At 69.5% G+C, this 12,669-nt stretch carries 13 protein-coding genes; 6 read left to right on the forward strand and 7 right to left on the reverse strand.

Annotated elements, in window-relative coordinates; genetic code table 11:
- Positions 1–61 precede the first annotated feature (61 nt).
- From folB to J7I98_RS13305, 3 genes are read left to right on the forward strand one after another with little or no spacing between them, the layout of a single operon-like run.
- Complete coding sequence (gene folB / locus J7I98_RS13295; RefSeq protein WP_214920866.1) at positions 62–421, forward strand: dihydroneopterin aldolase; 360 nt, start codon at positions 62–64, stop codon at positions 419–421.
- A complete protein-coding gene (folK, locus tag J7I98_RS13300) occupies positions 418–1,017 on the forward strand; it encodes a 2-amino-4-hydroxy-6-hydroxymethyldihydropteridine diphosphokinase (RefSeq protein WP_214920867.1) in 600 nt (199 codons plus the stop codon). The genes folB and folK overlap by 4 nt, the downstream gene beginning before the upstream one ends.
- Positions 1,018–1,062: 45 nt before the next feature.
- Complete coding sequence (locus J7I98_RS13305) at positions 1,063–1,551, forward strand: DUF3180 domain-containing protein (protein ID WP_214920868.1); 489 nt, start codon at positions 1,063–1,065, stop codon at positions 1,549–1,551.
- Between the two features lie 43 nt (positions 1,552–1,594).
- Here the strand turns inward: J7I98_RS13305 and folE are convergent, their stop codons facing one another.
- The 6 genes from folE to dacB form a co-directional block, all read right to left on the reverse strand.
- Positions 1,595–2,200: a GTP cyclohydrolase I FolE gene (gene folE, locus J7I98_RS13310; protein WP_214920869.1), complete on the reverse strand. Its 606-nt coding sequence runs from the start codon at positions 2,198–2,200 to the stop codon at positions 1,595–1,597.
- A gap of 108 nt (positions 2,201–2,308) precedes the next feature.
- Positions 2,309–4,345, reverse strand: coding sequence for an ATP-dependent zinc metalloprotease FtsH (ftsH, locus tag J7I98_RS13315; protein WP_214920870.1), 2,037 nt, complete (start codon positions 4,343–4,345; stop codon positions 2,309–2,311).
- Positions 4,346–4,533: 188 nt separating this feature from the next.
- Complete coding sequence (gene hpt, locus J7I98_RS13320; protein WP_214920871.1) at positions 4,534–5,094, reverse strand: hypoxanthine phosphoribosyltransferase; 561 nt, start codon at positions 5,092–5,094, stop codon at positions 4,534–4,536.
- A gap of 20 nt (positions 5,095–5,114) precedes the next feature.
- Entirely contained in the window at positions 5,115–6,152 is a 1,038-nt protein-coding gene (gene tilS, locus J7I98_RS13325; RefSeq protein ID WP_214920872.1) for a tRNA lysidine(34) synthetase TilS, read from the reverse strand.
- A 176-nt stretch (positions 6,153–6,328) separates the two neighbouring features.
- A complete protein-coding gene (locus J7I98_RS13330) occupies positions 6,329–7,459 on the reverse strand; it encodes a zinc-dependent metalloprotease (RefSeq protein WP_214920873.1) in 1,131 nt (376 codons plus the stop codon).
- A 76-nt stretch (positions 7,460–7,535) separates the two neighbouring features.
- Entirely contained in the window at positions 7,536–8,960 is a 1,425-nt protein-coding gene (gene dacB / locus J7I98_RS13335; protein ID WP_214920874.1) for a D-alanyl-D-alanine carboxypeptidase/D-alanyl-D-alanine-endopeptidase, read from the reverse strand.
- A gap of 86 nt (positions 8,961–9,046) precedes the next feature.
- Between dacB and J7I98_RS13340 the strand changes: the two genes are divergently transcribed.
- A complete protein-coding gene (locus J7I98_RS13340) occupies positions 9,047–9,541 on the forward strand; it encodes an inorganic diphosphatase (protein WP_069930540.1) in 495 nt (164 codons plus the stop codon).
- A gap of 174 nt (positions 9,542–9,715) precedes the next feature.
- Complete coding sequence (locus J7I98_RS13345; protein WP_214920875.1) at positions 9,716–11,422, forward strand: threonine/serine exporter ThrE family protein; 1,707 nt, start codon at positions 9,716–9,718, stop codon at positions 11,420–11,422.
- A gap of 35 nt (positions 11,423–11,457) precedes the next feature.
- Here the strand turns inward: J7I98_RS13345 and J7I98_RS13350 are convergent, their stop codons facing one another.
- Positions 11,458–12,150: a DedA family protein gene (locus J7I98_RS13350; protein WP_214920876.1), complete on the reverse strand. Its 693-nt coding sequence runs from the start codon at positions 12,148–12,150 to the stop codon at positions 11,458–11,460.
- A gap of 151 nt (positions 12,151–12,301) precedes the next feature.
- Between J7I98_RS13350 and J7I98_RS13355 the strand changes: the two genes are divergently transcribed.
- A complete protein-coding gene (locus tag J7I98_RS13355; RefSeq protein ID WP_214920877.1) occupies positions 12,302–12,667 on the forward strand; it encodes a YbjQ family protein in 366 nt (121 codons plus the stop codon).
- Positions 12,668–12,669 lie beyond the last annotated feature (2 nt).

The following is a 12,669-nucleotide window of genomic DNA, read 5'->3' on the forward strand; positions in this document are numbered from 1 at the left end:
GCGGCGTGCCGACCGCACTCGGCAGGAGCCCTTGTTCACTACGACAGCAGGAGTGATTCGCGTGGATCGTGTCGCGCTGCGCGGCCTCAAGGCCCGTGGGCACCACGGTGTGTTCCCCCGGGAGCGGGAGGAAGGCCAGACCTTCATCGTGGACCTGGTGCTCGGCCTCGACACCCGCCCCGCGGCGGCCGACGACGACCTGGCGAAGACCGTGCACTACGGCGTGGTGGCGGAGGAAGTCGTGGACGTCGTGGAGGGCGAAGCGGTCGATCTGATCGAGACGCTCGCCGAGCGGATCGCCCAGCAGTGTCTCAAGCACGACGGCGTGCAGGAGGTCGAGGTGTGCGTCCACAAGCCGGACGCACCGATCACGGTCCCCTTCGACGATGTGACCATCACCATCACCCGGAGCCGAGTATGAACCCCGCACAGAGCGACCCGACAGTGCAGCCGGTGCCCGCCTCCGTGGTGGAGCAGGTGGATGCGGCGGATGTGACGCTGTCCAACCCGAAACGTGCGGTGATCTCCCTCGGCTCCAATCTGGGCAACCGGCTGGAGACTCTCCAGGGCGCGATCGACGCCCTGGAGGACACGCCCGGCCTGCGGGTGAAGGCCGTCTCGCCGGTGTATGAAACGGAGCCCTGGGGCGTCGCCCCCGGCTCCCAGCCCTCGTACTTCAACGCGGTCGTCGTCATCAAGACCACCCTGCCGCCGTCCTCCCTCCTGGAGCGCGGCCAGGCCATCGAGGAAGCGTTCGACCGGGTACGGGAGGAGCGCTGGGGGGCGCGCACGATCGACGTGGACATCGTGGCGTACGCCGATGTGGTGTCCGACGACCCGGTCCTCACCCTCCCGCATCCGCGCGCCCACGAGCGTGCCTTCGTGCTCGCCCCGTGGCACGACGTGGAGCCGGAGGCCCAGCTGCCCGGCCGCGGCCCGGTCGGCGAGCTGCTGGCCGAGGTCGGCGTCAGCAGCGTTCACCCGCGCGCCGATCTGGAACTCCGCCTGCCCGAGTAATCGTTAGGCTTGCGGAACATTGTGCGGATGTGAGGGGCGCTCTCGGTGAAGCAACTTCGGCTCGGCGTACTGGCCGGTCTCTTCGCCGTGGCCGGAATCCTCTCCTGGGGCGCCGCCCGGCTCTGGGACACGATCGACACCCTGCCGAGCGTGCCGCTGGCGGCACCCGTCGTGCTGGCGGTGATCGCCGCCGTGCTCACCGCGACCGCGCTGTCGATCCGCTCCCGGCTGCGCGCCCAGCGCGAGCGCCGTCCCGGTGCCAAGGGCGTGGAGCCGCTGATGGCGGCCCGGGCGGTGGTATTCGGCCAGGCGAGCGCGCTGGTGGCGTCCCTGGTCTGCGGGATGTACGGCGGGACGGGCGTCTTCCTGCTGATGAACAGCCTCGACGTACCCGCCCGCCGGGACCAGGCCATCTATGCGGGCTTTGCGGTCCTGGCGGGCGTGGCGGTCGTCGCGGCGGCGTTCTTCCTGGAGCGCGTCTGCAAGCTCCCGGACGACGAGGACCAGGGCAACAGCAGAGCCTCCGCGACCTAGGGGGTGTCCGCTCCTTCTCCCACGGAGATCGACCGGACACCCCCTAACGCGCCAGTATCAGGCTCATCGCCTCGGAGCGGGTGCTGCCGTCCCGAAGCTGACCGCGTACGGCAGACGTCGTGGTCTTCGCCCCGGGCTTACGGATCCCGCGCACCGACATGCACATGTGCTCGGCCTCGATGACGACGATCGCGCCGCGCGCCTCGAGGATCTCCATCAGGGAGTCCGCGATCTGCGTGGTGAGCCGTTCCTGGACCTGCGGCCGCCGTGCGTAGACATCGACGAGCCGCGCCAGCTTGGAGAGCCCGGTGATCTTTCCCGTGTCCGCGGGGATGTAGCCGACGTGCGCCACGCCGTGGAACGGCAGGAGGTGGTGCTCGCAGAGGCTGACAATCTCGATGCCCTTGACCAGGATCATCTCGTCGTGGCCGAGGTCGAACGTCGTCGTCAGGACGTCCTCGGGCTCCTGCCACAGCCCGGCCAGGATTTCCCTGTACGCCCGCGCCACGCGCCCCGGCGTCGCCCGGAGGCCCTCCCGGTCAGGATCCTCCCCGACCGCGATGAGGAGCTCACGTACGGCGTTCTCGGCCCGCTTCTCGTCAAACTCGCCGATGGAGCCCTCGCCCGCCAACGTCACCGGGTCGGTCATCACTGCCTCGTTCCTGTGCTTTCGTGCGCGGCCGAAAAACGCCGCGCCCCCACAGGCTAAAACCTGGGGGACGCGGCATCCATTCCGGGCCCCTCGGGGCCGGGGTGATCAGCTCTCGGGGCGCTCCTCGGGGATCGCCTCGGTGGCCGGGGTGTCCACAGAACCGGCGGTCACCGCGGGAGCCGCACCGTTGGCGTTGTTGACGCCATTGGTGAGCGAAAGCTCCTTCGGGGAGAGCACCGGCGGCCGCGTGGACGGCATGCGGCGGGAAGAACCGGTCCACGCGGGGCGGGCCGGGCGCTTCACGATCGGGCTGAAGATCTCGGCGATCTCCTCCTTGTTCAGCGTCTCCTTCTCCAGGAGGGCCAGAACCAGGTTGTCGAGAACGTCACGGTTCTCGACGAGGATCTCCCACGCCTCGTTGTGCGCGGTCTCGATGAGCTTCTTGACCTCTTCGTCGACCAGCGCGGCGACCTCTTCCGAGTAGTCCCGCTGGTGACCCATGTCACGGCCGAGGAACGGCTCGGAGCCGTCCTGGCCGAACTTGATCGCGCCGAGGCGCTCGGTCATGCCGTACTGCGTGACCATCGCGCGGGCCGTGGCAGTGGCCTTCTCGATGTCGTTCGAGGCGCCCGTCGTCGGGTCGTGGAACACCAGTTCCTCGGCCGCACGGCCGCCCATCATGTAGGCGAGCTGGTCCAGCATCTCGTTGCGCGTGGTCGAGTACTTGTCCTCGTCCGGGAGCACCATCGTGTAACCGAGGGCACGCCCGCGGGACAGGATGGTGACCTTGTGCACCGGGTCGCTGTTCGGAGAGGCCGCCGCGACCAGGGCATGTCCGCCCTCGTGGTACGCGGTGATCTTCTTTTCCTTCTCGCTCATGATCCGGGTCCGCTTCTGCGGTCCGGCCACGACGCGGTCGATCGCCTCGTCCAAGGAGTGGTTGTCGACCAGCTTCTTGTCGCTACGGGCGGTCAGCAGCGCGGCCTCGTTCAGCACGTTCGCCAGGTCGGCGCCGGTGAAGCCGGGCGTACGACGGGCGACGGCCCGGAGGTCGACCTCCGGCGTGACCGGCTTGCCCTTGGCGTGCACCTTGAGGATCTCCAGGCGGCCCATGAGGTCCGGGCGGTCGACCGCGATCTGCCGGTCGAAGCGGCCCGGGCGCAGGAGCGCCGGGTCGAGGATGTCGGGCCGGTTCGTGGCGGCGATCAGGATGACGCCACCCTTCACGTCGAAGCCGTCCATCTCGACGAGCAGCTGGTTGAGCGTCTGCTCGCGCTCGTCGTGGCCACCGCCCATACCGGCACCGCGGTGCCGGCCGACGGCGTCGATCTCGTCGACGAAGACGATCGCCGGAGCGTTCGCCTTGGCCTGCTCGAAGAGGTCACGGACACGAGAGGCACCGACACCGACGAACATCTCGACGAAGTCGGAACCGGAGATCGAGTAGAACGGGACGCCGGCCTCACCCGCGACAGCACGCGCGAGCAGCGTCTTGCCCGTACCGGGCGGGCCGTACAGCAGCACGCCCTTGGGGATCTTGGCGCCGACGGCCTGGAACTTCGCCGGCTCCTGCAGGAACTCCTTGATCTCGTGGAGCTCCTCGACAGCCTCGTCCGCCCCCGCCACATCGGCGAACGTCGTCTTCGGGGTGTCCTTGGTGATGAGCTTGGCCTTGGACTTCCCGAACTGCATGACCCGGGAGCCGCCGCCCTGCATCTGATTCATCAGGAACAGGAAGACAACCACGATGAGGACGAAGGGGAGCAGCGAGAGCAGGATCCCGACGAACGGGTTCTGCTTGGAGGGGGAGACCGTGTAGCCCTTGTCGATGTCCCCGCTGTCGAACTTCGACTGCAGCTTGTTGGCGAGCGCGACGCCCTGGTCGCCGATGTAGCTCGCCTGGATCTTGCTGCTGTCCTTGACCTTCTGGCCGTCCTTCAGCTCGACCCTGATGACTTGTTCGTCACCGGTCGTCAGCTTGGCCTGCTTGACCTGGTTCTTGTCGATCGCCTGGACGACCTCGGCAGTGTCCACCGTCTTGTAGCCGCCGGACGAGCCGACAACCTGCATCAACACGACCACGGCGAGGACGGCCAGCACGATCCACATGACCGGCCCACGGAAGTATCGCTTCACGTCCATCCATACGGGGCGGTAATCGCCCCGTCCCTCCTGCCCGTAGGTAAATGCTGCTGTTTAAAAAGACTGTTCTTCGGACGGTACCCCAGCATTGTCACCCGTGACTGCGGGGGACGGCTGACAAACCCTCCTTCCCATGCTCCAACGGCGGGACACGGGCGAGGGTTCCCCTGGGGAAGGTGCGGCTCGGCTCAGCCGCCGTAGACGTGCGGCGCGAGAGTGCCGACGAACGGCAAATTCCGGTACTTCTCGTCGTAATCCAGGCCGTAGCCCACGACGAACTCATTCGGAATGTCGAAACCGACCCACTTCACGTCGATCGCGACCTTCGCCGCCTCCGGCTTGCGCAGAAGGGTGCAGACATTCAGGGACACCGGCTCACGCGAACCGAGGTTCGACAGCAGCCACGACAGCGTCAGTCCCGAGTCGATGATGTCCTCGACGATCAGGACGTGCTTGCCCTTGATGTCGGTGTCGAGGTCCTTGAGGATCCGGACCACGCCGGAGGACTGGGTGCCCGCGCCGTACGACGACACCGCCATCCAGTCCATCGTGACCGGGGTGGACAGCGCACGCGCCAGGTCCGCCATCACCATCACTGCGCCCTTGAGGACACCGACGATGAGCAGGTCCTTGCCCGCGTACTCCGCATCGATCTTCTCAGCCAGCTCAGCCAGCTTCGCGTCGATTTCTTCCTTGGTGATGAGCACCGATTTGAGGTCGGTGCCCATGTCGTTCGCGTCCACCCGCATCACTTTCGTAGTACTTCGGCTCAGCCCTGCCGAATGACCAGTCTGCCACCCTGCCGCTGTGCCTCGACCCGGCCGGGGAGGTTGATGGCTCCCTGCCCGCGCCAGCCGGTGATCAGGCGGTCCACCTCCTCGACGTGCCGTGCGAAGAGGGATCCAGCCGGTGCGCCCGCCGCAATGGCGGCACGGCGCAGGACGCGACGGCGTACGGCCGGCGGCAGGGCGTAGAGCTTCGCGCAGACCAGCAGCCCGGCGTCGTCCCGTACGGACGCGTCCGCCTCGGCGGCCCAGTCGTCGAGGGCGTCGGCATCGTCCCGGGAGAGCTGCGCCGTGCGCGCCAGGGCCTCGACGACGCCCTTGCCGAGCGCCTTCTCCAGGGCCGGCAGGCCGTCGTGGCGCAGTCGTGAGCGGGTGTACGCGGGGTCGGTGTTGTGCGGGTCGTCCCAGACCGGGAGCGACTGGACCATGCAGGCCTTGCGGGCGGTCTGCCGGTCGATGTGGAGGAAGGGGCGGCGGTAGCGCCCGGCTCCGGTGACGGCGGCCATTCCGGAGAGCGAGCGGATGCCGGAGCCGCGGGCGAGGCCGAGCAGGACCGTCTCCGCCTGGTCGTCGCGGGTGTGGCCGAGCAGGACGGCGGCGGCGCCGAGACGCTCGGCGGCGGCGTCCAGCGCGGCGTAGCGGGCGTCGCGGGCGGCCGCTTCGGGACCGCCTTCGCGGCCGACGGTCACGGCGACGGCCTCGACCGGGTCGAGGCGCAGCGTGGCGAGGCGGTTGACGACCTCGCCCGCGCGAGTGTCGGAACCGTCCTGGAGGCCGTGGTCGACGGTGACGCCGCCGGCCCGGATGCCGAGTTTGGGTGCTTCGAAGGCGAGGGCGGAGGCGAGCGCCATGGAGTCGGCACCGCCGGAGCAGGCGACCAGCACGAGCGGCGCCGTCGGCGGCTCGTGGGAGGCGTGTGAGGGGTGGGAGGCGCTGGTGTGCTCGGTGGTGTCGTTCAGTACGTCGTGGAGTACGCGGCGGACCGCCAGGCGTATCGCTGCGACCGCAGGATGGGGACCCATGTCCGGTGCCCTTCGGTGAAGTTGGGGGTGCCTCGGGAGGAGAAGCCAGTCACTCAGAGTGCGTCGATGGTGACAGAGCCGGGCCATTCCCCGAGCATTGCACGCCTACCCAGCGCTCACGGTCCCTCGGATGGGTGATTAAGAGGGGTGTTCTCCTGCCATCGGCCGCATCGCGCTTACGACTCTGCCTTACGGTGCACCCGCGCGACCCAATCCGCCGGTTTGGCGATCTCCGCCTTGGTGGGCAGCGTGTTCGGCGAGGTCCAGACCCGGTTGAAGCCGTCCATTCCGACCTCCTCCACCACAGACCGCACAAAACGCTCACCGTCACGGTACTGCCGGAGCTTGGCGTCCAGGCCGAGCAGCTTGCGCAGCGCCTGGTCGAGACGGCTCGCGCCGCGGGCCCTGCGCTGCTGGAACTTCTCGCGGATCTCGGCGACGGACCGCACCACGTCGGGGCCCACACCGTCCATGACGAAGTCGGCGTGGCCTTCGAGCAGCGACATGGCGGCGGTCAGGCGGCTGAGGATCTCGCGCTGTGCAGGGGTCTGGACGATCTCGACGAGGCTGCGCCCGCTCTCGCCGGCCTCGCCCTCGGGTCGGCCGCCGGCCAGCGACTGGGCCGCCTCGCGCAGGCGCTCCAGGACGGTCATCGGGTCGACCTCGGTCTCGCCGAGGAATGACTGGATCTCGCCTTCGAGGTGGTCGCGCAGCCAGGGCACGGCCGTGAACTGGGTGCGGTGCGTCTCCTCGTGCAGGCAGACCCAGAGCCGGAAGTCGTGGGGGTCCACTTCCAGCTCGCGCTCGACGTGGACGATGTTGGGGGCGACGAGCAGGAGGCGGCCGCCGCCATTGGCCCCCGCGGGGAACTCGCGGGTGGCCGGGGCGAAGGTCTCGTACTGGCCGAGGACGCGCGAGGCGAGGAACGACAACAGCATGCCGACCTCGACGCCGGTCACCTTGCCGCCGACCGCGCCGAGCACGGCGCCGCCGGGGCCCGAGCCCCTGCGGTCCTGCATCTTCTCCAGCAGCGGCCTGAGGATCTCCCTGAACCCGGCGACGTTCGCCTTGATCCAGCCCGCCCGGTCGACGACGAGGACCGGGGTGTCCTCCGGCTTGTGGCCGTCGGGGATCATCCGCGTGAAGCCGCGGACGTGCTCCTCCGCCGCCTTGGCGTGCCGGCGGAGCTCCGCGACGACGGCGCGCGCCTCGTCGCGCGTCACGTCGGGCCCCGGCCTCACCAGCCGGGTCGCCGTCGCCACCGCGAGATTCCAGTCGACCATCTCCGCACCACCGATGCTCGTCATGCGTCAACCGTACGTTGTCGAACCGGCCTGCGGTGAGGTGTTGTCCTCCACCCGTCCCCCTGAACTTCCTCGGGGTTCACGAGTTCCCGGGCCGTCCCTCGGCGGGCTCGCAGCCGCAGTTGGCGATCGCGGAAGCCAGCTTGTCGAGGGCCGACTGGGCCGCTCCGGGGCCGCTGGTGCCCGAGGCGAGAAAGGCGAAGGCCAGGAGGCGGCCGTCCGCGTCGACGACAGTTCCGGCCAGGGCGTTCACGCCGGTGAGGGTGCCGGTCTTGGCGCGGACCATGCCCGTACCGGGAGATTCCTTCGTGTAACGGCTCTTCAGGGTGCCGTTGAAACCTGCCACGGGGAGGCCGGTCAGGACGGGCCGCAGCTCGGGGTGGGCCGGGTCGGCGGCGCGGGCCAGGAGGCTGGACAGCAGAGAGGCGGAGACGCTGTCGGCGCGGTCGAGGCCGCTGCCGTCCGCGAAACGGGCGCCGGACAGCGGTAGTTGAAGCTTCTTCAACCGGGCTTCGATCGCCCTTTCTCCGCCTTCGAAGCTCGCGGGCTCGTCCGAGGCGAGGGCCGTCTGCCGGGCGAGGGCCTCGGCGATGTCGTTGTCGCTGTTGGTGAGGGTGCGCTCGACGAGTGCGGACAGCGGCACGGAGAGGTGCTTGGCGACCGGCTCGGCCTCGTCGGGCGCCTTGCCCGGCGCCGGGCCCCCCTTGGTCGTCAGACCGCGCTCGCTCAGCAGGTCGGCGAAGGCTCGGGCGGCGTCGCCCGCCGGGTCTCCGGTGCGCGGGGCGGGGCCGCTGCGCGACCCGTCCAGGCGGCCCTCACTGACCATCAGGGGGCTTACGGGGCTGATGTTCGCGTTGGGGCCGATGGGGTGAAGGTCGGGCCCCGAGTAGAGCGAGGTGTCGTACGTCAGCTCCGCCTCGCCGACGCCGCGGTCGCGCAGCGCCCGTACGGTGTCGTCGGCCAGGGAGCCCAGGTCTTCCCGCTCCAGGGTCGGGTCGCCGCCGCCGACCAGCGTGATCTTCTTGCCGTCGGGGGCCGCCTCGACCGTGGTGGCGATGCGGTGGTCGGGACCGAGCGCGGAGAGCGCGGCCACCGTCGTGGCGATCTTGATGGTCGAGGCGGGGACCATCTGGTCCCGGTCCCCCTTCCCGTACACCTGCGTGCCTGTCGCGGTGTCGATCACCGACGCCGTACGAAGCGTGCCGAGGGCGGGGGCCTGGAGCAGGGGTTCCAGGGCGTCGGCGAGGCCGCTCTCGACCGGCGGCGGTACGGGCGCTCCGAGCGCGGCGAGTACGCCGGGGGCGCTGGGGGCGGGCGCCGGGGCGTCGCGCGCCGGGTGTTGGTGACGTGCGCCACCTGTACGGCTCTGGGAGGCGGCCCACTCCCGCTCGGCCTTACGCTGACCGGAGTCCCAAGGGCCTGCCGCGGTCACCGCCCCGGCAGAGAGGGCGAGACCGAGCACGGCTGCGCCCGCCGCGAGCTGCCACGTTCTCCACTCCGGCACCTCGGACCAGCCCCTTTCGCGATCACACACCTGCGTGAGGGACACTTAACCACCCGAAGTATGTGCTGATCATGGAGGAGCCACCCGTGGAGTTCGACGTCACCATCGAGATCCCGAAGGGTTCGCGGAACAAGTACGAGGTGGACCACGAGACCGGTCGGATCCGCCTGGACCGTCGACTCTTCACTTCCACCAGCTACCCCGCCGACTACGGCTTCGTCGAGAACACCCTCGGCGAGGACGGCGACCCGCTGGACGCCCTTGTTCTGCTCGACGAGCCGACTTTCCCCGGCTGTGTCATCAAGTGCCGCGCAATCGGCATGTTCCGTATGACCGACGAGGCCGGCGGCGACGACAAGCTGCTGTGCGTACCGGCGTCGGACCCGCGTGTCGAGCACCTGCGCGACATCCACCACGTGTCGGAGTTCGACCGGCTGGAGATCCAGCACTTCTTCGAGGTCTACAAGGACCTGGAGCCCGGCAAGTCCGTAGAGGGCGCCGACTGGGTCGGCCGCACCGAGGCCGAGGCCGAGGTCGAGGCCTCCTACAAGCGCCTGCAGGCGCAGGGCGGCAGCCACTGACGCCACTGGCGACCCTGGCGAAACCGATGAGCCTCCGGGCTCTCGTGGCATGAAAAACGGCGGGCGGTGCACCCCAACGGGGGCGCACCGCCCGCCGTGTGTTGAGCCCCTCGTGACGGGAAGCAGTCCATCCGCATACTGAACCGGGGCGGACGGGCCCGGCTGGATCAAGGAATGGAAGCGAGGCGAACGGTGGCGGATCCGAAGCGCGGCGGCAGCGGGGCCGAGAGCCAGGGCCCCGAAGACCGCAAGCCGCAGTCGGACGAGGCGCGCAGCGCCTTCACGCCACCGGCCGGAATGGAGCAGCCGGGGCCGCCCGAGGAGGACCACCCGAGCTCCGAGTTCGCCGTCCCCGAGGGGATGACGACCGAGCAGCCCGCACCGCCCGAGTCGTCCGCCTTCGATACGCCGAGCACGTACAACGCCAGGAACGCGCCGCCCGCCTTCACCCCGGCGCACGGCGTCCCCATGGTCAGGCTGACCAAGGAGGCGCCCTGGCAGGACCGGATGCGTACGCTGCTGCGCATGCCGGTGGGCGACCGGCCCGTGTCCGAGCCCGTGCAGAAGCACGACGAGACCGGGCCCGCCGTACCGCGCGTGCTGGACCTGACGCTCCGTATCGGCGAGCTGCTGCTCGCGGGCGGCGAGGGCGCGGAGGACGTCGAGGCGGCGATGTTCGGCGTCAGCCGGGCGTACGGGCTGGACCGCTGCGAGCCGAACGTCACCTTCACCCTGCTGTCGATCTCGTACCAGCCCTCGCTGGTCGACGATCCGGTGACGGCCAGCAGGACCGTACGCAGGCGGGGCACCGACTACACCCGCCTGGCGGCCGTCTACCACCTCATCGACGACATCACGACGCCGGAGACCGACGTCACGCTGGAGGAGGCGTACGGCACGCTCGCGGAGATCCGCCGCAACCGCCACCCGTACCCGGGGTGGGCGCTGACGATGGCGAGCGGGCTGCTGGCCGGCGCGGCTTCCGTGCTGGTAGGCGGTGGGCCCGTGGTCTTCGTGGCGGCGGCGATCGGGGCGATGCTCGGCGACCGGCTCGCGTGGCTGTGCTCCGGGCGGGGGCTGCCGGAGTTCTACCAGTTCGTGGTGGCGGCGATGCCGCCCGCCGCGATAGGCGTGGCGCTCACGCTGGCCCCCCAGACGTCGGCGTGGGACGCCCGGCCCTCGGCGGTGATCACCGGTGGTCTGTTCGCGCTGCTGCCCGGGCGGGCGCTGGTGGCGGGCGTGCAGGACGGGCTGACCGGTTACTACATCACCGCGTCCGCGCGCCTGCTCGAAGTCATGTACTTCTTCATCGCGATCGTCATCGGCGTACTGATGGTGCTCTATCTGGGTGTGCAGCTGGGCGCCGAGCTGCAGGCGGCGACGGCGCTGGAGAGCTCCACGCGTCCGGTGACCCAGATCGTGGCCTCGATGCTGCTCTGTTTCTCCTTCGCGATCCTGCTCCAGCAGGAGCGGAACACCGTGCTGATGGTGACGCTGAACGGCGCGGTGGCCTGGATCGTCTACGGCGCGATGCATGACATCGGCGAGATCTCGCAGGTGGCTGCGACGGCTGTCGCGGCCGGCCTGGTGGGTCTCTTCGGGCAGCTGTTCTCGCGCTACCAGTACGCCTCGGCGCTGCCGTACGTCACGGCGGCGATCGGCCCGCTGCTGCCCGGTTCGGCGACGTACTTCGGTCTGCTCGGCATCGCGCAGAACGATCTGAACTCGGGTCTGGCCTCGCTGTCGAAGGCGGCGGCCCTGTCACTGGCGATCGCCATCGGGGTGAACCTGGGTGGCGAGATCTCCCGGCTGTTCCTCAAGCTGCCGGGAGCGGGCCGTGGGGCGAGCCGCCGCGCGGCGAAGCGGACGCGCGGCTTCTAGGGCCTGACCGGCCCGGGCGAGTGCCCTGGCGGAGGTCAGCGCTTGGCGTGGCGGCCGCGCTGGGACGGAGGCGTGCCGTCGGCCGGGCCCTCGGCGGCGGCCGCCTTCTTGGACTTGCTGCGGGCGCGCAGATACTCGATGGCGATCGGGACCACCGAGATCAGCACGATCAGGATGAGGATCGCTTCGATGTTCTTGTGGACGAAGTCGATCTTGCCGAGCGAGGCGCCGAGCAGCGTGACGCCGGCGCCCCAGAGCACGCCGCCGATGACGTTGAACGTGATGAACGAGCGGTAGTTCATCCTGCTGACGCCGGCGATGATCGGCGTGAAGGTGCGGACGATCGGCACGAAGCGGGCCAGGACCAGCGACTTCGGCCCGTACTTCTCGAAGAAGTCGTGGGCCTTCTCGACGTTCTCCTGCTTGAAGAGCCTGGAGTCCGGACGCTTGAAGAGGGCAGGCCCGACCTTGCGGCCGAAGAGATAGCCGACCTGGTCACCGATGATCGCCGCGAGGACGACCAGCAGGCAGACGAGCCACAGCGGGGTGTCCAGCGCGCCCGTGGTCACGAGCAGGCCGGTGGTGAACAGCAGCGAGTCGCCCGGCAGGAAGAAGCCGATGAGCAGCCCGGACTCGGCGAAGACGATGACCAGCAGGCCGATCAGGCCGAACTGCTCCAGCAGATAGTCGGGATCCAGCCAGGACGGTCCGAGCGCAAGCGTATTCACGGGTACCGGGCTCCAGGGTGGGATCGATCGTCTGCGGGGTGTGCTGCCCAAAGCTATCAACGCCACCGGGGCTCTCCTGGTTCCAGTGGCTCCCCAGCGGATGCGCGGTGCACGGACTGGGGCAAAGCTGTCCGTCAGGAGGTGGATGCGTATGGGCATCGAGGATTACGGCGGCGGGCAGAGCGGGCATTCGGACGTACTGGTGGTCACCACCAACGACGTGCCCGGCCACCGGGTGGACCGGGTCATCGGCGAGGTCTTCGGCCTGACGGTGCGCTCCCGTCACCTGGGCAGCCAGATCGGCGCCGGGCTGAAGTCGATGATCGGCGGCGAGCTCAAGGGGCTCACCAAGACGCTGGTGGAGACCCGCAACCAGGCGATGGAGCGGCTCGTCGAGCAGGCCGGGGCGCGCGGCGCCAACGCGGTGCTGATGTTCCGCTTCGATGTGACGGAAGCCGCAGACGTGGGCACCGAGGTGTGTGCGTACGGCACAGCGGTCGTCATCACCAAGGAGTAACG

The organism is Streptomyces sp. ISL-98, from assembly GCF_018614055.1.
GTDB lineage: Bacteria > Actinomycetota > Actinomycetes > Streptomycetales > Streptomycetaceae > Streptomyces > Streptomyces spiramyceticus.